Source organism: Streptomyces sp. NPDC002785, from assembly GCF_040295565.1.
Taxonomy (GTDB): Bacteria; Actinomycetota; Actinomycetes; order Streptomycetales; family Streptomycetaceae; genus Streptomyces.
In genome coordinates this window covers 1-19,705 of the sequence record NZ_JBEOVN010000078.1, presented here as the reverse complement: position 1 = coordinate 19,705, position 19,705 = coordinate 1, and the positions used below count along the sequence as shown (strand labels likewise).

At 70.3% G+C, this 19,705-nt stretch carries 16 protein-coding genes, 1 pseudogene and 1 riboswitch; of the genes and pseudogenes, 12 read left to right on the top strand and 5 right to left on the bottom strand.

The features are described 5' to 3' along the window. Window positions 1-97 precede the first annotated feature (97 nt). Together ABTZ94_RS19615 and ABTZ94_RS19610 are read right to left on the bottom strand one after the other, a co-directional pair. A complete protein-coding gene (locus tag ABTZ94_RS19615) occupies window positions 98-1,489 on the bottom strand; it encodes a uracil-xanthine permease family protein (protein ID WP_351202320.1) in 1,392 nt (463 codons plus the stop codon). 174 nt (window positions 1,490-1,663) lie between these two features. Continuing rightward, window positions 1,664-2,896, bottom strand: a complete 1,233-nt coding sequence (locus ABTZ94_RS19610) for an MFS transporter (RefSeq protein ID WP_351202319.1) — start codon at window positions 2,894-2,896, stop codon at window positions 1,664-1,666. Window positions 2,897-3,046: 150 nt separating this feature from the next. On the opposite strand from ABTZ94_RS19610, the gene ABTZ94_RS19605 reads away from it, so the two are divergent. Then, window positions 3,047-4,237 carry an ROK family transcriptional regulator gene (locus ABTZ94_RS19605; RefSeq protein WP_351202318.1) on the top strand — a complete coding sequence of 397 codons (1,191 nt, stop codon included), beginning with the start codon at window positions 3,047-3,049 and terminating at the stop codon, window positions 4,235-4,237. Between the two features lie 70 nt (window positions 4,238-4,307). Here the strand turns inward: ABTZ94_RS19605 and ABTZ94_RS19600 are convergent. After that, window positions 4,308-5,422 (bottom strand): annotated as a pseudogene (locus ABTZ94_RS19600) (glycoside hydrolase family 18 protein); the annotation flags it as partial. Between the two features lie 269 nt (window positions 5,423-5,691). After that, window positions 5,692-5,822: riboswitch (FMN riboswitch) on the top strand. A 157-nt stretch (window positions 5,823-5,979) separates the two neighbouring features. Here ABTZ94_RS19600 and ribD point away from each other — a divergent pair. The 10 genes from ribD to ABTZ94_RS19550 all read left to right on the top strand — a co-directional run bounded on the left by ribD (window position 5,980) and on the right by ABTZ94_RS19550 (window position 14,530). Beyond that, complete coding sequence (gene ribD / locus ABTZ94_RS19595) at window positions 5,980-7,080, top strand: bifunctional diaminohydroxyphosphoribosylaminopyrimidine deaminase/5-amino-6-(5-phosphoribosylamino)uracil reductase RibD (RefSeq protein WP_351202317.1); 1,101 nt, start codon at window positions 5,980-5,982, stop codon at window positions 7,078-7,080. Beyond that, window positions 7,081-7,698 carry a riboflavin synthase gene (locus tag ABTZ94_RS19590; protein WP_351202316.1) on the top strand — a complete coding sequence of 206 codons (618 nt, stop codon included), beginning with the start codon at window positions 7,081-7,083 and terminating at the stop codon, window positions 7,696-7,698. It begins immediately after the preceding gene. Next, window positions 7,695-8,339 (top strand): nicotinamide mononucleotide transporter family protein, encoded by a 645-nt coding sequence (locus ABTZ94_RS19585; RefSeq protein WP_351202315.1) that lies wholly within the window; start codon window positions 7,695-7,697, stop codon window positions 8,337-8,339. Before ABTZ94_RS19590 ends, ABTZ94_RS19585 begins: the two co-directional genes overlap by 4 nt. Further along, on the top strand, window positions 8,336-9,634 hold the full coding sequence (locus tag ABTZ94_RS19580; protein ID WP_351202314.1) for a bifunctional 3,4-dihydroxy-2-butanone-4-phosphate synthase/GTP cyclohydrolase II: 1,299 nt from the start codon (window positions 8,336-8,338) through the stop codon (window positions 9,632-9,634). The genes ABTZ94_RS19585 and ABTZ94_RS19580 overlap by 4 nt, the downstream gene beginning before the upstream one ends. Before the next feature lie 28 nt (window positions 9,635-9,662). After that, window positions 9,663-10,148, top strand: coding sequence for a 6,7-dimethyl-8-ribityllumazine synthase (ribH, locus tag ABTZ94_RS19575; protein WP_351202313.1), 486 nt, complete (start codon window positions 9,663-9,665; stop codon window positions 10,146-10,148). Between the two features lie 35 nt (window positions 10,149-10,183). Then, on the top strand, window positions 10,184-10,456 hold the full coding sequence (locus tag ABTZ94_RS19570) for a phosphoribosyl-ATP diphosphatase (protein ID WP_018524273.1): 273 nt from the start codon (window positions 10,184-10,186) through the stop codon (window positions 10,454-10,456). 73 nt (window positions 10,457-10,529) lie between these two features. After that, on the top strand, window positions 10,530-11,378 hold the full coding sequence (gene hisG / locus ABTZ94_RS19565) for an ATP phosphoribosyltransferase (protein ID WP_351202312.1): 849 nt from the start codon (window positions 10,530-10,532) through the stop codon (window positions 11,376-11,378). Window positions 11,379-11,413: 35 nt separating this feature from the next. Further along, entirely contained in the window at window positions 11,414-11,878 is a 465-nt protein-coding gene (locus ABTZ94_RS19560; RefSeq protein ID WP_351202311.1) for a PH domain-containing protein, read from the top strand. A gap of 187 nt (window positions 11,879-12,065) precedes the next feature. Further along, the gene (locus tag ABTZ94_RS19555; RefSeq protein WP_351202310.1) at window positions 12,066-13,436 is read left to right on the top strand and encodes a hemolysin family protein; all 1,371 of its coding nucleotides are present in this window, start codon (window positions 12,066-12,068) and stop codon (window positions 13,434-13,436) included. Continuing rightward, the gene (locus ABTZ94_RS19550) at window positions 13,433-14,530 is read left to right on the top strand and encodes a hemolysin family protein (RefSeq protein WP_351202309.1); all 1,098 of its coding nucleotides are present in this window, start codon (window positions 13,433-13,435) and stop codon (window positions 14,528-14,530) included. The genes ABTZ94_RS19555 and ABTZ94_RS19550 overlap by 4 nt, the downstream gene beginning before the upstream one ends. A 74-nt stretch (window positions 14,531-14,604) precedes the next feature. On the opposite strand, the gene ABTZ94_RS19545 is transcribed toward ABTZ94_RS19550, so the two are convergent. Then, a complete protein-coding gene (locus tag ABTZ94_RS19545; RefSeq protein WP_351202308.1) occupies window positions 14,605-16,515 on the bottom strand; it encodes an AAA family ATPase in 1,911 nt (636 codons plus the stop codon). A 360-nt stretch (window positions 16,516-16,875) separates the two neighbouring features. Then, window positions 16,876-17,505: a uridine kinase family protein gene (locus ABTZ94_RS19540; protein WP_351202307.1), complete on the bottom strand. Its 630-nt coding sequence runs from the start codon at window positions 17,503-17,505 to the stop codon at window positions 16,876-16,878. Window positions 17,506-17,680: 175 nt separating this feature from the next. Here ABTZ94_RS19540 and ABTZ94_RS19535 point away from each other — a divergent pair, with 175 nt between their 5' ends. Beyond that, entirely contained in the window at window positions 17,681-19,051 is a 1,371-nt protein-coding gene (locus tag ABTZ94_RS19535) for a C39 family peptidase (RefSeq protein WP_351202306.1), read from the top strand. Window positions 19,052-19,705: the final 654 nt, after the last annotated feature.

Genomic DNA, 19,705 nt, shown 5'->3' with positions numbered 1-19,705 from the left:
CTGCCGGCCCGGACCCGAGATCTCGACCGACATCACATCGTCCGGACCCAGGTGGGGGAAGCGGCCGGACAGGGTGACTGCGGTGACCCGCGCGTTCCTATTGCCCGGGGGGCTGCTCGGCCTCGCCGTACGCCGACGTCCCCGAGTCCAGCAGCGGCTCCTGGGTCTTGAGGTGTGCCGGGGCGAAGGCCCGCAGTACGTGGTAGCCGGTGATCACCACGATGGTGCCCAGTGCGATGCCGCTCAGCTCGAAGGTGTCGGTGATCTTGAGGCTGACCCCGCCGACGCCGATGATGATGCCCGCCGCGGCCGGCACCAGGTTCAGAGGGTTGCGCAGATCGACCTTGGCGTGCAGCCAGATCTGGGCGCCGAGGAGGCCGATCATTCCGTACAGGATGACGGTGATGCCGCCGAGCACACCGCCGGGGATGGCGGCGACGACTGCGCCGAACTTGGGGCAGAGGCCGAAGAGCAGAGCGAAGCAGGCGGCGGCCCAGTACGCGGCGGTGGAGTAGACGCGGGTCGCGGCCATGACGCCGATGTTCTCCGAGTACGTGGTGTTCGGCGGGCCGCCCACCGCGGTCGACAGCATCGACGCGGCGCCGTCGGCGGCGATCGCGGTGCCCAGCTTGTCGTCCAGCGAGGCGCCGGTCATCTCGCCGACTGCTTTCACGTGCCCGGCGTTCTCGGCGATCAGCGCGATGACCACCGGCAGGGCGACCAGGATGGCCGACCACTCGAAGCTCGGGGCGTGGAAGGACGGGAGTCCGATCCAGTCGGCCTTGGAGACACCCGACAGATCCAGCCGCCAGTGGTCGACGGCCTCGGCGCCGCCCACCGGGGAGTGGATCTTGCCGAAGACGAGGTCGAGGGCCCAGGACAGGGCGTACCCGAAGACCAGGCCCAGGAAGATCGCGATACGCGAGAAGAATCCGCGCAGGCACACCACGGCCAGTCCGGTGAACAGCATCACCAGCAGCGCCGTCCACTGGTCCTGCGGCCAGTACGTCGACGCGGTCACCGGAGCCAGGTTGAAGCCGATCAGCATGACGACGGCGCCGGTGACCACCGGCGGCATCGCCGCATGGATGATCCGCGCGCCGAACCGCTGCACCGCGAGACCGGCGAGGAAGAGCACCACACCGACGGCGAAGACCGCACCGGTGACCACGGCGCTGCTGCCGCCGCTCGCCCGGATCGTCGCGGCGACCCCGACGAAGGAGAGCGAACAGCCGAGATAGCTGGGCACCTGGCCGCGCGTGGCCAGCAGGAAGATGGCCGTCGCGACACCCGACATCATGATCGCCAGGTTCGGGTCCAGGCCCATCAGGACCGGAGCCACGAACGACGCACCGAACATCGCGACCACATGCTGGGCGCCGAGCCCGAACGTACGGGGCCAGGAGAGCCGTTCATCCGGCCGTACCACGGCTCCCGGTGCGGGCGTCTTCCCGTCGCCGTGCAAGGTCCAGCGCACGCCGAGGCCCATGGTCGCTCCCTGTGTGTATGGTGCGGAGCCCAGTGCCTTGCCCGGCATGGCGCAAACCGCAGAAATGATCAGCGCCATGTTACAAGTCATTTCATTTGGTGAGTCTGCGGCATCGGGGACAGCTCGACTCGATCGCCGGCCGAACCGTCCGCCGCGCCCCGCGCAGCCGCCGGCTCAGGGGCGCGGCTCGGCCGCTGCCGCGCTCGCAGCGGTGGCGTCCGAGGACGACACGGCCCTGCGGTCGCCCGCCCGCAGCACTCCGGCCCCCACCACCAGGCCGAATGCCAGCACCGTCACCAGGCCGAACGACACCACCAGCGACGTCGCCTCGGCCAGTGAGCCGATCGCGGACGGGGCGATGAGCCCGGAGGTGTACGTGATGGTGGCGACGCCCGCGATCGCCTGACTCGGGTTCGGGCCGCTGCGGCCGGCCGCAGCGAAGGCGAGGGGGACGACCACGGCGACACCGAGGCCGAGGAGCCCGAAGCCGCACATCGCCAGTACCGCGTTCGGTGACGCGACCACGAGCAGTCCGCCGACCGTCGCGAGGACGCCGCCGACCCGCACGGTCCTGACCGCTCCGAAGCGGTCGACGACCTTGTCGCCGACGATCCGGGCGACCGCCATTGTGAGCGCGAACACCGTCGTGGACGCCGCGGCGAGCCCGGCGGAGGTGTCCATGATGTCCCGGAGATAGACCGCCGACCAGTCCAGGCTGGCACCTTCCGCGAACACCGCGCAGAAGCCCACCGCGCCGATGATCAGCGCCGACTTCGGCGGCAGCGTGAAGCGCGGCGGCGGCTCCTCGTCCGGCTCGCTGCGCAGATCCAGTACGCCCTGGCAGGCGATCAGGCCGAGCGCGGTGAGGACGAGAGCGGCGAGGGAGTGATGCAGCCGGGCGTCGGAGCCCAGATGCGCGGCCACCGTGCCCGCCGCCGAACCGACCAGGGCGCCCACGCTCCACATCCCGTGCAGCCCGGACATGATCGACTTGTCGAGGCGGTTCTCCACCTCGACACCGAGGGCGTTCATCGCCACGTCCGACATGCCGGCTGTTGCTCCGTACACGAAGAGCGCGGCGCACAGCGTCAGCAGGTTGGGCGCCAGTGCGGGCAGGATCAGCGCCAGTGTCCATAGGGCGAGCAGTCCGCGCAGCGCGGTCCTGGCGCCGAAGCGATGGCTGATCGCACCGGCCAGCGGCATCGCGAGCGAGGCGCCGATCGCCGGGAAAGCCAGGGCGAGACCGAGCTGCCCGGCGCTGACGCCCGCGTGGTCCTGGATCCAGGGCACCCGGGTGGCGAAGCTGCCGGTCACCGCGCCGTGCACGGCGAAGACCGCGGCGACGGCGAACCTGGCCCGCCTCACCTGCTCCATGCCGAAGACCGTCTGTGTGCAATCCGTCGTCATACCGCCGTGCCCTCCCCTGGGAATCCTCTGGCACCGGCGACCCCGGCGCCCGTTGCCACGGTGCGGGCCGTAAACTATCAGGAACCCTGCCTGATAAATAGGCCATCAAGGCCTTGTCTCCGTGCGGCAGTGATCTGGAAGGATCCCGGCATGCCCGCATCACCGAGCACCGCCCGGGCCATGAACGACCGGCTCGCCCTTCGACTGCTCCAGCAGGACGGTCCGCTGACGGCCGCACAGCTCAAGACTCTGACCGGACTCTCCCGTCCCACCGTTGCCGATCTGGTGGAGCGGCTGCAGGGGGCGGGGCTGATCCGGGTCGTCGGCGAGAGCGGTGCTGCGCGCCGCGGCCCCAACGCCCGGCTGTACGGGATCGCCGCCGACCGCGCCCACCTCGCCGCGCTCGACGTGCGCACCGACAGCGTCGCCGTCGTCGTCGCCGATCTCCTGGGCGCCACGCTCGCAGAGGCCACCCTGCCCATCGGCAGCGACACCGACACCGAGGCCGCCGCCGAACAGGCCGCCGCACTGCTGGAACGCACCGCGCGCGAGGCGGGCGCCGCCCCGCTGCACAGCGTCGGCATCGGCGCGCCCGGTCTGATCGACCCGGTCACCGGCGAACTGCGCGACACCACCGGACTGCCCGCCTGGCACCGGCGACTGGTACGCGTGCTCCAGCAGCGGCTGCCCGCGACCGTGCTGGTCGAGAACGAGACCAATCTCGCCGCTGTCGCCGAGCACCGCCTCGGCGCGGCCCGCGAACGCGACACCTTCGTCCTCTTCTGGCTCGGCCACGGTGTGGGTGCCGCCGTCATGCTGGACGGGAAGCTCCGCCGCGGAGCCTCGGGCGGTGCGGGCGAGATCGGCTTCCTGCCGGTGCCCGGCACGATCGGCACCCCGTCGGCGGTCAACTGCGACGGCGGGTTCCACTCGCTGGTGGGCTCCGCCCCGGTCTGTGAACTGGCCGCCGTCCACGGCATCGCCGTGCCCCCGGAATCGGCCGAAGGGGACAAGGAGCCGGGCGCCGCATTCGCTGTACGGGCCGCGCTGGCGGGGGCGGGGGAGAGCGAGGCATTCCTGGGCGCCCTCGCCGAACGTCTCGCGCTCGGCGCCGCCGCCGTCGCCTCGGTCCTCGACCCCGGCTGTGTGCTGCTCGCGGGCGAGGTGGGCCACGCGGGCGGTGACGCGCTCGCGGCACGGGTCGAGGAGCGGCTGGCCGGTATGTCCCCGCTGCGCACCGAGGTCAGGGCCGGACGGCTGGGCGGCGCCGCGGTGCTCCGCGGCGCACTGCTGTCAGCCCGGGAGGCGGCTCAGGACGACTTGTTCACTCCGGTCGGCTGAACCGCTCGGCGAGAGAATCCTCGAACGTCGCCTTCCCCACGGCCCGCCCGGGGCTCAGGTGGTCTCCGCTGATCGGGTAGTTGGAGTCACCGAGCGGGAACTGGCCGAAGGAGACATCGATGTCGAGCGCTTGGGTGGGCAGGTCGATGGTGGACCGCTTCGCGCCGTACGGGGTGGCCGACTTGAACTTGTCGTACATCGTGGAGGTGAGCGTGGAGCCCGGCTCGTACTGTCCCTTGGCGGCGTTCCAGCCGTAGTCGCCCGCGAGCTCCCAGATCATCGTGCCGCCGATGCCCTTGTCGACCACGTAGTCCGCCTTCGCGGCCACCGACTGCTCGTCCTCGTTGGAGAGGAAGACCTTCTTGTCCGCGTTCCACAGCCAGGGCGCGACCAGCGTCGGGTCGTACTTACGGACGTAGGTGCCGGTCAGCTCGGTACCGGCGGCGAATCCGTAGTCGGTGACGTAGTCGCCGACGACGCCCTTCTCCAGGTTCTTCGCATGCCACATGGGGTTGGAGCCGGCGGGCGCTTCCTTGCCGTCGCCGAGTCGGCGAAGGTGTCGATGCCGGTCTGGTTGACCGAGCCGTCGGCGTTGTTCGCCATCGAGTAGAAGCCGCCGGAGTCCACCCACTTGCCGCCGTCGTCGAAGTAGCCGCCGGTCTCGGCCCAGCCGCCCACCGACACCATGGTCTTCACGTCCGGGTACTTCTTCTTGAACTTGTTGAGCAGGTTGAAATGGCCCTTGTAGGGGAGGTCCGGGTCCATCTCCGCGCCCGCGACACCCGGCCAGGTCATGCCGGTCGAGGCGTTGTCCGGGCCGTCGGCGCCCACGGAGATCTTGTTGTTGCCGTCGACGTGGGCGAACGCGTAATTCAAATGGGTGACTTTGTCCCAGGGGATGTCGGAGGCGAGATAGGCGGGCCTGCCGTCTTTCCCGGTCCGCCAGTTGGTGAAGTATCCGATGACCCGCCGCTGGTGGTCGGCGCCCATCTTCTCGCGGCCGTCGGCGTCGTAGACGGAGCAGTAGGGGACGGCGGCACCGGGGGTCTCGTAGAGCCCGTCGGGCCGACAGGACCCCTGGTCGGCGGCGGCCGACGGGGTGGCGGCGAGCGAGCCCATGAGCAGTCCGGCGACGGCGACGCCGACTGTGAGCAGGGTGGCTCTCGCACGGGTGGGGGACAGCACGTTCGGTTCCTCCTGGGGAGGTTCGGCAGAACACAACTGACAAGGGGGGTGGGTCGTGTTGATGTCCCGCGGTGTGCGCACACCGCGGGATCGCTCCTCGGAGGTGACGCAGAGATTAAGAGGACTAGACCATTGCGTCAATAGGTCTGGACCTTTAGTGCCCGACTGTCCCGGTGTGGACCCCGTTCGGGGCCCCTTGTGAGCCACTCCACAGGTGCTCACCCGTATGGCTCATGAGCAGGCGTGGCACACTGACCGTGTACCAGTAGCAGCGCACTCCGGGGTCGGTGCAATTCCGAACCGGCGGTTATAGTCCGCGACCCGTCCGCATCCAGCGGCCGGTTGACCAGGTGAGATTCCTGGACCGACGGTTAAAGTCCGGATGGGAGGCAGTGCGCGGCGGGCCGTTTCACGGGTACGCCGCCGTCGGCGGATGGTCTTCGGGCAACCGAACCATCCGTGTATTCGGCATTTCGGCGTCCCCCTGTTGCGTTCCCGCTTCATCTGTCGTCGTCGACAGGCCCCGGAGTCCGTGCCCGAAGAGGCAGGAGGACCCGGTGGACACCGCAGCCGACATCACCGCCATGCGCCGAGCGATCACGCTCGCTGCGCGCGGTCTCGGCTCCACCAGCCCCAACCCGGTCGTCGGCTGCGTCATTCTCGACGCCGCAGGCCTGCAGGTCGGTGAAGGATTCCACCAGCGCGCCGGTGGGCCGCACGCCGAGATCCATGCCCTGCGCGCCGCAGGCGACAGGGCCAGGGGCGCCACCGCCTACGTCACCCTCGAACCCTGTAACCACACCGGCCACACCGGCCCCTGCGCCCAGGCGCTCATCGAGGCCGGTGTCGCCCGTGTCGTCTACGCCGTCGGCGACCCGAACCCGCAGGCCACCGGCGGTGCGGACACCCTGCGCGCGGCCGGGGTCAAGGCCGAGCAGGGGCTCCTCGCGGACGAGGCCGAGGCGGGCAACGCGGCCTGGCTGACCTCGGTGCGCCTGGGCCGCCCGTACGTCCTGTGGAAGTACGCGGCGACCCTCGACGGCCGGATCGCGGCCGCCGACGCCACCAGCCGCTGGATCACCTCTCCCGAGTCCCGAGCCGACGTCCACCGGCTGCGCGCCGAGGCCGACGCCGTCGTCGTCGGCTCCGGCACCGCCCGTACCGACGACCCACAGCTCGGTGTACGGGATATCGAAGGCGCCGTACAGCCCCTGCGGGTGGTCGTCGACACCGGTGCCACCGCGGTACGCCCCGGCGCCCGCGTCCTCGACGACACCGCGCCCACCCTGATCGCCGTCGCCGACGACGCCGACGCCCGCCATCTCCCCGAAGGGGCCGTCCTGCGGCTGCCGCGCGCCGCCACCGGCCCTGGCCTGGACATCCCCGCCCTGCTCACCGCCCTGTACGGGCGGGGCATCCGCTCCGTACTCCTCGAAGGCGGCCCGACCCTGGCCGGGGCCTTCGTCGCGGCGGGAAAGGTCGACAAGGTCGTCGGCTATCTCGCCCCCGTGCTCCTCGGCGCCGGCCCCGCGGCCCTCGCCGACGCCGGAATCTCCACCCTCGCCGATGCGTTGCGCCTCGATGTGACCGAGACCGTCCGTATCGGCCCCGACCTGCGCATCACCGCCGTCCTCGGCCCTGCCCGGAAGGGAAACTGAGTGTTCACCGGAATTGTCGAAGAACTGGGTGAAGTCACCGCCGTCGAGAAGCTCGGCGACGCCTCACGCTTCCGCCTGCGCGGTCCCGTCGTCACCGAAGGCGCCAAGCACGGCGACTCCATCGCCGTCAACGGCGTCTGCCTCACCGTCGTCGACTTCGGCGAGCACGAGTTCACCGCCGATGTGATGGCCGAGACCCTGAACCGGTCCAGCCTCGGCGCCCTGGAGGTCGGTTCCCGGGTCAACCTGGAGCGCCCCATGGCGGTCGGCGGCAGGCTCGGCGGCCACATCGTCCAGGGCCATGTCGACGGCACAGGCCGCATCGTCGAGCGCAAGATCTCCGAGAACTGGGAGATCGTGAAGATCTCCCTCCCCGCGGACCTGACCCGCTACGTCGTGGAGAAGGGGTCGATCACCGTCGACGGCGTGAGCCTGACCGTCGTGGACGCCGGACCCGACTACTTCACCATCAGCCTCATCCCCACCACCCTCGCCCTGACCACGCTCGGCATCAAGGAGCCCGGAGACCCGGTCAACCTCGAGGTGGACGTCATCGCGAAGTATGTCGAGCGGCTGCTCGGCACCACCGCGCAGGAACCCGAGGAGCCGGCGAAGTGACCGCGCTGAACTGGCTGAACTCGGAGGCGTTCACCGTCTTCGGACAGCACATCATCTGGTCCGACATGATCGGCAACACCGTCGGTCTGATCGCGCTGACCCTGGGCTGGCTCCGCTCGATCTGGACCTGGCCGGCCCAGCTCCTGTCCGGCGTCGTCCTGGTCGGCGCCAATGTCTCCGTGCAACAGGCGGGCAGCGTCGGCAAGCAACTCGTGGTCATCGCCGTGGCCGTCTGGGGCTGGCAGCAGTGGACCCGGGGCAAACGGCAGGCCCAGGACGGCTCCCTCGCCGTACGGTTCGCCACCTGGCGCGAGCGTGGCTGCCTGCTGGGCGGCGCCGCACTCGGCACCCTCGCGGTCGGTGGCCTCTTCACCGCGTTTCCTTCGCTCTCGTGGAGCCCGTGGGCGGACGCGTACATATTCGCCGGCACGCTCGTCGCGATGTTCGCCCAGGCCCGCGGCATGGTCGAGTTCTGGTTCGCCTGGCTCCTCGTCGACCTGGTCGGCGTACCGCTGAACTTCCACAGCGGTCTCGCCTTCTCCGGTTTCATCTACGTCGTGTACGGCGCACTCGTCCTGTGGGGCATGCGCGACTGGTGGCTGCGTTCACGGACACCCGCTCTGGAAGGAGCCACGGCATGACTGCCCAGCCCACCTGGTTGCACCGGGAACACGAAAGCGTCCTCGAGGACCTCGCCCTCGACCCCGTCGAGCAGGCGATCCGTGACATCGCGGCCGGACGGCCCGTCGTGGTCGTCGACGACGAGGACCGGGAGAACGAGGGCGACCTCGTCATCGCGGCCGAGAAGGCCACTCCCGAGATCGTCGCGTTCATGATGAGCGAGTGCCGCGGCCTGATCTGCGCACCCATGGAGAACGACGAGCTGGAACGGCTCGAACTGCCGCAGATGGTCGACCACAACACCGAGTCGATGCGCACGGCGTTCACCGTCTCCGTCGACGGATCGGCGGCGCACGGCGTGACCACCGGCATCTCCGCCGCAGACCGTGCCACCACGCTCCGGATGCTGGCGGGCGGCGAGATGGGCCCCGGCGACTTCGTACGGCCCGGCCACATCTTCCCGCTCCGCGCCCGCTCCGGCGGTGTGCTGGTCCGCAACGGCCACACCGAGGCCGCCGTCGACCTCGCCCGGCTCGCCGGACTACGGCCCGCCGGAGCGATCGTCGAGATCGCCGGCGAGGACGGCGTGATGCTGCGGCTGCCCCAGCTGGTCCCGTTCGCCCGAAAGCACGGCCTCACGATCATCTCCATCGAGGACCTGATCGCCTACCGCCGCACCTCGGAGCCGACCGTCCGCCGCGAGGCCGAGGTACGGCTGCCGACGAGCTTCGGCGCGTTCACCGCGTACGGGTACCGCTCCACGACCGACGGCGTCGAGCATGTCGCGCTCGTCCACGGCGACATCGGGGACGGCGACGACGTCCTGGTGCGGATCCACTCCGAGTGCCTGACCGGCGACATCTTCCAGTCGCAGCGCTGCGACTGCGGGCCCCAGCTGCACGCCTCCATGCGACGGATCACCGAGGAGGGCCGCGGCGTCGTCATCTATCTGCGCGGCCACGAGGGCCGTGGCATCGGCCTGCTGTCCAAGCTGCGAGCCTACGAACTCCAGGAGCGCGGCATCGACACCCTCGACGCCAACCTGGAGCTCGGCCTGCCCGCCGACGCCCGGGACTACGCGGCGGGCGCCCAGATCCTCAAGGACCTCGGCGTCCACAGCCTGCGGCTGATGACCAACAACCCCGACAAGACGGCCGCGGTCCTGCGACACGGCCTGGCCGTCACCGGCCGCGAGCCGATGCCCGTCCAGGCCGGCGAACACAATCTGCGCTACCTGCGCACCAAGCGCGACCGCATGGGGCACGACCTGCCCTGGCTCGACGCCGCCACGGCGGCGACCTGCGGCAACCAGTAACGATCACCCAACGAGCGGTAGGAGAGACATGAGCGGCAAGGGCGCACCCGAACTGTCCGTACGCAACTGCGGTGACCTGCGTGTGGCGGTCGTCGCCGCCCAGTGGCACGAGAAGGTCATGGACGGACTCGTCGGCGGCGCGCTGCGCGCCCTGCACGAGCTGGGCATCGACGAGCCGACCCTGCTCCGGGTGCCCGGCAGCTTCGAGCTCCCGGTGGTTGCCAAGGTTCTCGCCGGCCGCGGTTACGACGCGGTCGTCGCCCTCGGCGTGATCATCCGCGGCGGCACCCCGCACTTCGAGTACGTGTCCCACGGCGTCACCAACGGCCTGACCCAGGTCGCCGTCGACACCGGAGTCCCGGTCGGCTTCGGCGTACTCACCTGCGACACCGAGGAGCAGGCCCTCGACCGGGCCGGGCTGGAAGGCTCCAACGAGGACAAGGGGCACGAAGCGGTCACCGCGGCCGTTGCCACCGCCGCCACGCTGCGTACGGTCAGCGAGCCCTGGCGCTGAGTGGGGGGCGTGGACCCCGTACCCTAAGGACCATCATGGCGAACAAAACCTTCGAAGAGCTCTTCGCCGAGCTGCAACTCAAGGCCGCCAACGGCGACCCCTCCACCTCCCGTACCGCCGAGCTGGTGGACAAGGGCGTCCATGCCATCGGCAAGAAGGTCGTCGAGGAGGCCGCCGAAGTCTGGATGGCCGCCGAACACGAGAGCAAGGACGCCGCCGCCGAGGAGATCTCACAGCTGCTGTACCACGTCCAGGTGATGATGGTCGCACGCGGGATCTCCCTCGACGACGTTTACGCACACCTCTGAGCACGACCTGAGCACCACGTAGCACCCCGCACCTCCGCACAAGACTCCCTCCTCGCAAAGGAAACCTGCCCTCATGCTGCGCATCGCCGTCCCCAACAAGGGTTCACTCTCCGGGCCTGCGATGGCGATGCTCCATGAGGCCGGCTACCAGCAGCGCAAGGAGTCCAAGGAGCTCGTACTCGTAGACCCCGAGAACGAGGTCGAGTTCTTCTACCTGCGGCCGCGCGACATCGCGATCTATGTCAGCTCCGGCCGCCTCGACATCGGCATCACCGGCCGCGACCTGCTGCAGGACTCCGGCGCCGACTCCGAGGAGATCCTCCAGCTCGGCTTCGCCCGCTCCACCTTCCGCTACGCCACCAAGCCCGGCACGGCCCAGGGCCCGCAGGACTTCGACGGCAAGACGATCGCCACCTCCTACGAGGGCATCGTCGCCAAGCACCTCGCCGACGTCGGCGTCAACGCCTCCGTCGTCCACCTCGACGGCGCGGTCGAGACCGCCATCGAACTCGGCGTCGCCCAGATCATCGCCGATGTCGTGGAGACCGGCACCAGCCTGCGCAACGCCGGACTCGAAGTCATCGGCGAGCCGATCATGAAGTCGGAAGCCGTCGTCATCCGCCGCACCGGCGCACCGGACGACGACCCCAAGGTGCAGCAGTTCCTCCGCCGCCTCCAGGGCGTCCTGGTCGCCCGCAGCTACGTGATGATGGACTACGACTGCCGCGTCGAGCACCTGGAGCGCGCGGTCGCCCTCACTCCGGGCCTCGAGTCGCCGACCATCTCCCCGCTGCACCACGAGGGCTGGGTCGCCGTCCGTTCCATGGTCGCCGCCCGGGAGGCCCAGCGGATCATGGACGATCTGTACGACCTCGGCGCCCGCGCCATCCTCACCACCGCCATCCACGCCTGCCGCCTCTGACGGCCGGGCGACCACTCGGAAGACAGAAGAACACCATGTCCGCCCCCGCCCCCCGGTCCGAACTCCCCGCACTCCCGGTCACGTTCCGGCCGACCCGAACCCGGGCGGTCCTGCTGACCGTGGGGGCGGCGATGCTCGTCGTCATCACTGCCATCGCCCTGACACTGGAGCAGCTGAGCGCGGCGGAGCGGTCCAGCTTCATCTTCACCGCGCTACTGTTCTTCGGCGTGCTGGCGCTGCTCAGCCGCCCGAAGGTCGTCGCGAACGAGGACGGGGTCACGGTGGTCAATCTCACCCGAACGCGCCGGCTGTCCTGGGCGGAGATTCTCCGTGTCAACCTGCGCGTCGGCGACCCCTGGGTCTTTCTCGACCTGAGCGACGGGACCAGCATGCCCGCCCTCGGTATCCAGCCGGGAGTCGGCAAGGAGCAGGCCATCCGCGACGCCCGTGCGCTCCGCGCCCTCGCCGAGAACCACGGCACCGGCACGGACAACGGCTGAGCCCCCTGCCCCGTACGGCCTCTTCTTGATTACTCTGGAGGACGGCGGCGCCCCTGTGCGCCCCCGCCCCGCACCAGAGGGTCCATGAGGCCTGCGGGGCTTTCCTGCGACCCAAGGAGTGACTCCTTCCAGCAATGGACGGATCGTCCGGTAGTACCTGCGCCGCCCCTTCCCCGGAGGCGGCGGCATGACCACCCCCTTGCTGCTTCTGAGCGCAGCATTCCTTCTCATCCTCGCCAACGGATTCTTCGTGGCGGCCGAGTTCGGGCTCGTCACGGTGGAGCGGCCGGACGCCGAGCGCGCCGCCGCCGAGGGCGACCGGCGGGCCCGCACCGTCGTCGCAGCCCTGAGTGAACTCTCCTTCCAGCTGTCCGGCACCCAGCTCGGCATCACCATCACCTCACTGGTCGTCGGCATGCTCGCCGAACCGGCACTCGCCCAGCTGCTGGACGGCCCCCTCACCGCGACCGGTCTGCCCGACGGCGCCGTACCCGGCATCAGCGTGGTGATCGGGATGATGGCGGCCTCGGCCGTCCAGATGGTGATCGGCGAGCTCGTGCCCAAGAACTGGGCGGTCTCCCGGCCGCTCCAGGTCGCCCGGTTCGTCGCCGGCCCCCAGCACCGTTTCTCCGCCGCCCTCCGACCGGTGATCAGCATGCTGAACACCGTCGCCAACCGGCTGGTGCGCCTGCTGGGTGTCGAACCCACCGACGAGCTGGCCTCCGCCCGCACCCCCGGGGAACTGGTCTCCCTGGCCCGGCACTCGGCCGAGGCCGGAACCCTCGAACAGGACACCGCGGATCTCTTCGTACGGACCCTGTCGCTCGCCGGACTCACCGCACAGCACGTCATGACCCCACGGGTGAAGGTCAGCGCCCTGCAGTCCTCGGCGACGGCACAGGACGTCCTCAATCTCACCCGCGCCACCGGCCTCTCCCGCTTCCCCGTCTACCGGGAGCGCATCGACGAGGTCATCGGCATGATCCACCTCAAGGACGCGCTCGCCGTGCCCGCCCAGGACCGGCTGCGCACACCGGCGGGCCGGATCGCCGTACCGCCGCTGCTGGTGCCGGAGACCCTGCCCGTCGAACAGCTGCTCCAGCGGCTGCGCAACGAGCAGCCGATCGCCGTGGTGGTCGACGAGTACGGCGGCACCGCCGGAGTCGTCACCCTTGAGGACATCATCGAGGAACTCGTCGGCGAGGTCAGGGACGAGCACGACGCCGAAGGCGCCGACCGGCCCGAACTGGCCCCCGCGGCTCCCGAGGACGGCCGCCCGGCCTGGGACGCCGAAGGCAGCTGCCGGGTCCTGACCCTGCGCCGGATAGGGCTCGACGTACCCGACGGACCGTACGAGACCGTGGCCGGACTCGTCGCCGATCTACTGGGACGCATCCCCGCCCCCGGTGACCGGGCCGAACTGCCCGGCTGGCGGATCTCCGTCCGCCAGGTCGGCCACTACCGCGCCGAGAAGGTCCGCTTCGTACGCACGGCCGAGGTGACCGACCCCGTCATCGGGGCATCGGTGGCCCGCGGCGTCCTGGAGGCCGCGCGATGAGTCTCGTCCAGCTGCTTTTCGCCGCGCTCCTCGTGCTGGCGAACGGCTTCTTCGTCGGAGCCGAGTTCGCCCTCGTCTCCGTACGGCGCAGCCAGGTCGAACCCCTCGCGGCTGCCGGGTCGGGCCGGGCCCGCCAGGTGCTGTACGGCCTGGAGAACCTGCCGCAGATGATGGCCGCCGCCCAGTTCGGCATCACCGTCTGCTCGCTGACCCTCGGCGCCGTCGCCGAACCGACCGTCGCCCATCTGCTGGAGCCGGTCTTCCAGGCGGTCCACCTGCCCGAAGGCCTCATCCATCCGCTCGGCTATGTGTTGGCGCTCGTCTTCGTGGTCTTCCTCCATCTCGTCATCGGCGAAATGGTCCCGAAGAACCTCGCGATGGCGGCGCCGGAGAAGACCGCGCTGTGGCTCAGTCCCGGCCTCGTCGGCTTCGCCCGCATCTGCCGTCCGGTCACCTCCGCACTGGGTGCCTGCGCCCGGCTGGTGCTCCGGCTCTTCGGTGTCGAACCGAAGGACGAGGTGGAGGCCGTCTTCACCAGCGAGCAGCTCAACCGGCTCGTCGAGGACTCCGGCCAGGCCGGACTGCTGGAGCCGGAGGCACAGGAGCGGCTGGAGGACGCACTGGAGCTGGGCATCAGGCCCGTCACCGATGTGCTGCTGAGCCGGGCCTCCCTGGTGACGGTCGATCCCTCCGTCACCCCGCACCGGATCGAGGAGCTGACCGTACGGACCGGCTACTCGCGCTTTCCCGTGTGCGCGGAGGGCGGCGGCCCGTTCATGGGCTATCTGCACGTCAAGGACGTCCTGGACCTGGAGGACGGCGAGCGGGCCGTCCCCCAGCACGTGTGGCGCCCGATGGCGACCGTACGGGCCGACCTGCCCCTGGACGACGCCCTGACCGTGATGCGCCGCGCGGCGACGCATCTGGCGCAGGTCGCCGACGCATCGGGCCGGGTCCTCGGTCTGGTCGCCATGGAAGACGTCCTGGAGATGCTGGTCGGTGAGGTACGCGACCCGGCTCACCGGGTCTCGGTGCCGCGTCGGGCACCGGATACGACGACCGGCACCGGAGAACTCACCGCATTGGTCCGTTAGGGTCCCGACCGCCGGACGGGCTGATTCTCAGCCCGTCCGGCGCGACCCGGTGACCCGGACGAAACCGGGCCCCCTCACAATGCCGGCGGCTCCTGCGGCCCCCGGCTCACCGGCCCCCGGCCGGACAGCACCTCGCCGTACGCCTGCATCAGATCCGGCAGCCGCAGCGTGGCCAGATCGTCCCGGCTCGGCACGGCGGCGTAGCCGGAGAGCCGCAGATCGCGGTAGGCGCAGCTCTTCTCGTACAAGGTGCGCAGGAACCGCCCGTTGCCCAGTTCGTCGATCCAGCCCTGGTCGACGACATGGCCGCTGATGGAGCGCAGCTCCTCCAGGGACTCCTCGTCCCACGCATCGCCGTTCTCCGTGGCCAGCACCTCACCGATGGAGGTGAGCTCCAGGGGCCGGTAGCTCGGGAAGTCCACCCGGGTGGTGAAGCGCGAGGAGAGCCCCGGATTGGTGGCCAGCAGCCGGTCCATGCCTTCCGGGTAGCCCGCGAGAATGACGACGAGATGGTCCCGGTTGTCCTCCGCGCGCTTGAGGAGGACCTGGAGGGCCTCGTCGCCGTACGCGTCACCCTTGCTGTAGCCGGTGTTGGAGAGGCTGTACGCCTCGTCGACGAAGAGCACCCCGCCGAGCGCCGAGTCGATCAGCTCATTGGCCTTGACGGCGGTCTGGCCGAGGAACTCGCCCACCAGATCCGCCCGTTGGGCCTCGACGAGATGGTCGCCGCCGAGCAGACCGAGCGCGTAGAAGACCCGGCCGAGGATGCGGGCCACCGTGGTCTTGCCGGTGCCGGAGGGGCCCGAGAAGACGAAATGGCGCTTCGGCGGCTGCACGGGAAGCCCCTGGCCGGCCCGCAGCCGGGCCATGTTCAGCTGCGCGGACAACGCCTTGACCTGGCGTTTGACGGGCTCCAGGCCGACCATCCGCTCCAGCTCCGCCAGCGCCTCGGCGAGCAGCACCGGATCGCTGGGCCCGGCCGGGAAGGGGGCTGTCGGCTGGCCCGGCACCGCGGTCTTCCGCCGCGCCCCGTCGGACGGCGGCGGCACCCCGATGCCCACGAGTCCCGGGGGCTCGCTGCCCGGCCGCAGCTCCCGGCCGTCCACCAGATCGGTGCCGAGCAGCGAATCCCCTTCCGGCTGCGTCTCCGCCGCGGCGTCCGTGCCGGACCCGGCCAGCGACACGGCGGTGAGACCGGCGGCCTCGTCGGAGCCTTCGAGACCGTCGTAGTCCGCGATCGCGGCGAGCCGCGCCGAGGTGTCCATGAACGCCGGGTCGATCCGGTGCACCGCCCGGTAGAGCGGCAGGGCGGCCGCGCTGCGGCCGGTGCCCTCGTGCGCGCGGGCCAGCCAGTAGCGCAGCTCCTTGCGCTGCGGCTGTTCGCTGCGGCAGCGCATCAGCGCGGCGGAGAGCAGCGGCTCGGCCTGCCCGTACATCTCCAGCCGCACCCGCGCCATCCCGCCGAACAGTCCCGCCTCGATACCGAGCATCGGATCGTCGGTCAGCTGCTCGGTGTTGCGCAGGAGCTGCTCCCAGTCCTTGACCAGATAGGAGCGGCAGGCGTGCAGGAAGCGCACCTGCGGGTCCGCTTCCACCGGCGGCAGGCCGGCCAGCGCACGGTCCAGCTCGGGGACATGGCGCCCGTCCAGCCAGTGCGAGGCGTGCGCGAGGAGCAGATCGCGGGGGCTCTCCAGCACCGGTTGTACCCACCAGCCCAGCCAGTACCAGGAGTTGAGCATGCGCCGATGACGGGTGCGCTGTTCGCCGAAGCGTTCGCGGTGGCGGTACATGCGCAGCAGCGCCGTCGTGGTGTCGACCCTCAGCGCATGGAGGCCGAGCCAGCCGTCCGCCATGCCGGGATCGATCCGTACCGCAGCCCTGAACTCCTCTTCGGCCTGGGGGTAGGCGCCCATGGTGTAGGCGTCCACGCCGCGTAGCCAGGCGAGGTCGGCCGGGGCCTGTGCGCCCTGCGTGCCGATGTCCATCTGGTCCCCCACAAACCATGCTCCCAGGATGTCCCGCCGCACGACCTGCCCGCCGGGGCGCGCTGAATCACCGTGCCACGGACGGGAATTGACCGCACCGAGAGGCATCGTACCTGCGCAGGGAGTGTGCGACTAAGAGCGCCGCAGGCGGAAGGGAGACTGTGACCGAGGGTAAGCAGAATCCGCCGAACCGGCATGGGGGAGAGGGTGCGAGGGCAGAACGAAGCCCCCGATCACGGGGGAACAACCGGGGGCTTCGTGTCTGAGAGGGCTCCGAAAAGCCGCACATTGAGAACGTAAGACCTGTACCGCCCTCGGGTCAAGCAGAGTTGAGGTACTTCCAGGCCGATTTCTTACCACTCAAAACGGCGACGCAATATGATTACGTTCTGTGACGGAATGGTTCACTCCTGCTGCCGTGCCAGGTCCCTCCAGCCACTCGTACCCCACAGGCAACTGCCGTACCAGAGCGTCCGCGTGAGAGCGCGAAGGATCGGCCGAGAAATGTTCCACCTCGGCCGCAGTCCACCCGTCCCAGAAGGCCGAAAGGGCCGGCCCGTCCCGACGGCGGCCCCGCTCCCAGGACTCCGCGGCAGCGAGATCCATCCACAACAGCCGCGCCAGATGGGGCCGCAGCGCCCGGCGGCCCGCCCCGACCCCCTCGATCAGGACGACGGGCGCGGGCTCCAGGCTGCGCGGTGCCGCGAACGTCCGCGCGGTCCAGTCGTACGGCGCGTAGCGCGCGCACTCACCGCGCGACAGAGGCCCGATCACCTGCTCCCGCAGCCGGTCCACCCAGGCGAAGAAGGACTCATGGCTGGCCAGGTCGTCCAGATGCAGTACGGGGGCGTCGTCGAGCACGGCAGCGAGGCGGGACGCGAAGGTGCTCTTCCCCGATCCCGCATGGCCGTCGACGGCGATCAGCCGCACCGGTCCGCAGGACGGCGCCAGGGTGCGCAGCCGCGTGGCGAGGAGCGAGAGGTCGTTCATGCGCCCCAGCCTACGAGCCGATCCGGAGCCGTCGCAGGTCACGCCAGTGGACCAGACCAATATTGGTTTATTGACGCAGGTCGAATCGCTGGCCGAATCCGGCCACTACCCGCAATAGTTGGCCCACTGTCGTGCACCTGCAGCCCCATTCCGCTTACGACCGGGGGTCTCGCCCATGAACAGACCGACCTCGCGCAGAACCGTGCTGACCGCCGCGCTCGCGGCAGCGGCCGCCACCGGCACGGTGTCGTCCGCCGGCTCCGCAACCGCCGCCGTTCCCTCCGCCGCCCCGCCCCTCGCCCCCTCGGCAACCGCTTCTTCCGTGGACAACCATTCCTGGCACACGTACACCGACTGGCGCAGCGGTTCTGGCGCCGGGACGCGCGCCGTCGCGGGGCGTCGGCCCGGTCTGGTGATCGGCCACGCCGTGGGGCTCATCGACTACACCGATCCGCACACCGGACAGACCGCCGACTGGGAGTACGCGACCTGGACCTCGCCGGTCCACCGGTCCGCCGTCCCGGCGACCGAGGTGATCGCCTCCTGGAACGCGGATACCCCGGCAGGCACCTGGATCCAGATCGAGCTGCAGGGCCGCTACTCGGACGCCACCTCGACACCCTGGTACGTGATGGGCCGCTGGGCCTCGGGCGACGGCGACATCCGCCGGACGTCCGTCGACGACCAGACCGACGGCAAGAGCTCCGTCTGGACCGACACCTTCTCGGTGGACGACGCGGCGAGCGGGCTGCGGCTGGTCTCCTACCGGCTGCGGCTCACCCTTCACCGCCCCCCGGGCAGCCGCCTCACGCCCACCGTCCGGCGGCTCGGCGCGATGGCGTCCGACATCCCCGACCGCTTCACCGTGCCCGCCAGCACCCCCGGCCTCGCCCGGGAGCTGCTGGTGCCGCGCTACTCGCAGAATGTGCACGTGGGCGAGTACCCGGAGTACGACAACGGCGGCGAGGCCTGGTGCAGCCCCACCTCCTCGCAGATGATCATCGAGTACTGGGGGCGCGGGCCCACCGCCGAGGACCTCGCCTGGGTCAAGCCGGGCCTGGCCGACCCACAGGTCTGCCACGCCGCCCGGTTCACGTACGACTACCAGTACGAGGGCTGCGGCAACTGGCCGTTCAATGCCGCGTACGCCGCGACGTACGACGACATGAGCGCGGTGGTGACCCGGCTCGGCTCGCTGACGGACCTGGAGACGCTGATCCGGGCAGGCATCCCGGTCATAACGTCGCAGTCCTTCCTCAAGGATGAGCTGACCGGTGCGGGGTACGGGACCTCCGGCCACCTGATGACCGTGATCGGGTTCACCGCGGACGGCGACGTGATCGCGAACGACCCGGCCTCGCCGAGCAACGAAGCCGTGCGCCGGGTCTACAAGCGTCAGGAGTGGGAGACGATCTGGCTCCGCACCAAGCGCCGCAACGCGAGCGGCAAGGTGGTTTCCGGTACAGGCGGCGTCTGTTACCTGTACTTCCCGGCGCACCCGAAGCCCGCCCAGCGGCGGGCTCTGGCCGCCGTCGGCGTCCGCTGACGCGGGTGGGCTCCCCCGGGGCAGTGACGGACGTCTCTGCCCCGGGGGCATCCACGAGCGGGCCGTCCGGGCCCAGCGGGTCAGTAGCGGTGGGTCAGGAGCGGCAGGTCGCCTTCATTTGCGCGGCGGCGATCACGCCTGTTGGCGCAGATGGACCGCCACAGTGGCCCGTTCCCGGGCCGTACCGCTCCGACCGGTGCGGACACCGGGCCACGCGGCCTTCGTACACAGGTCTTCGCGGCGGCCCGGCCGTGTCCTTCCCCCGGTTGTCCGCCGGCGCCGTCCGGGCAGCGCGACTGCGTCGGCCCGGAGCACCAACACGCTGCCGTGGGAGGCCTCGACACATCACCGGCGCAAGACGTTTGCGGCGGCGACGGTGGCATGGCCGCAGCGACCGGAGCGATGGAGGAAGCGGGGTGGAGAGCCGCTCGGCCCACCGCCCCGCCCCTGGCTCCGGTCGTCGAACTGCGACCGTCGTAAGGATCTCTTGCCGTGGCTACTGCCGTGACCGGCAGTGTTTGCGACGCGACGGGGCAAAGCCTGCCGCGAGGGGCACTAGTAGGGCTTTGTTAGGTACCCCGGATAATCAAGCAGGAGTAGGGTTGTGATCTTCTTTCAGGTGTGACTCCTGAGGAGATGGAAGAGGTCCGTCCG

Coding starts and splice junctions, on each gene's coding strand:
- ABTZ94_RS19545 (WP_351202308.1), bottom strand. CDS start 16,515: ATGGACATCGGCACGCAGGGCGCACAGGCCCCGGCCGACCTCGCCTGG.
- ABTZ94_RS19560 (WP_351202311.1), top strand. CDS start 11,414: ATGTCCGCCCCCGCCCCCCGGTCCGAACTCCCCGCACTCCCGGTCACG.
- hisG (WP_351202312.1), top strand. CDS start 10,530: ATGCTGCGCATCGCCGTCCCCAACAAGGGTTCACTCTCCGGGCCTGCG.
- ribH (WP_351202313.1), top strand. CDS start 9,663: ATGAGCGGCAAGGGCGCACCCGAACTGTCCGTACGCAACTGCGGTGAC.
- ABTZ94_RS19535 (WP_351202306.1), top strand. CDS start 17,681: ATGAACAGACCGACCTCGCGCAGAACCGTGCTGACCGCCGCGCTCGCG.
- ABTZ94_RS19610 (WP_351202319.1), bottom strand. CDS start 2,896: ATGACGACGGATTGCACACAGACGGTCTTCGGCATGGAGCAGGTGAGG.
- ABTZ94_RS19550 (WP_351202309.1), top strand. CDS start 13,433: ATGAGTCTCGTCCAGCTGCTTTTCGCCGCGCTCCTCGTGCTGGCGAAC.
- ABTZ94_RS19580 (WP_351202314.1), top strand. CDS start 8,336: ATGACTGCCCAGCCCACCTGGTTGCACCGGGAACACGAAAGCGTCCTC.
- ABTZ94_RS19605 (WP_351202318.1), top strand. CDS start 3,047: ATGCCCGCATCACCGAGCACCGCCCGGGCCATGAACGACCGGCTCGCC.
- ABTZ94_RS19540 (WP_351202307.1), bottom strand. CDS start 17,505: ATGAACGACCTCTCGCTCCTCGCCACGCGGCTGCGCACCCTGGCGCCG.
- ABTZ94_RS19570 (WP_018524273.1), top strand. CDS start 10,184: ATGGCGAACAAAACCTTCGAAGAGCTCTTCGCCGAGCTGCAACTCAAG.
- ABTZ94_RS19555 (WP_351202310.1), top strand. CDS start 12,066: ATGACCACCCCCTTGCTGCTTCTGAGCGCAGCATTCCTTCTCATCCTC.
- ABTZ94_RS19615 (WP_351202320.1), bottom strand. CDS start 1,489: ATGGGCCTCGGCGTGCGCTGGACCTTGCACGGCGACGGGAAGACGCCC.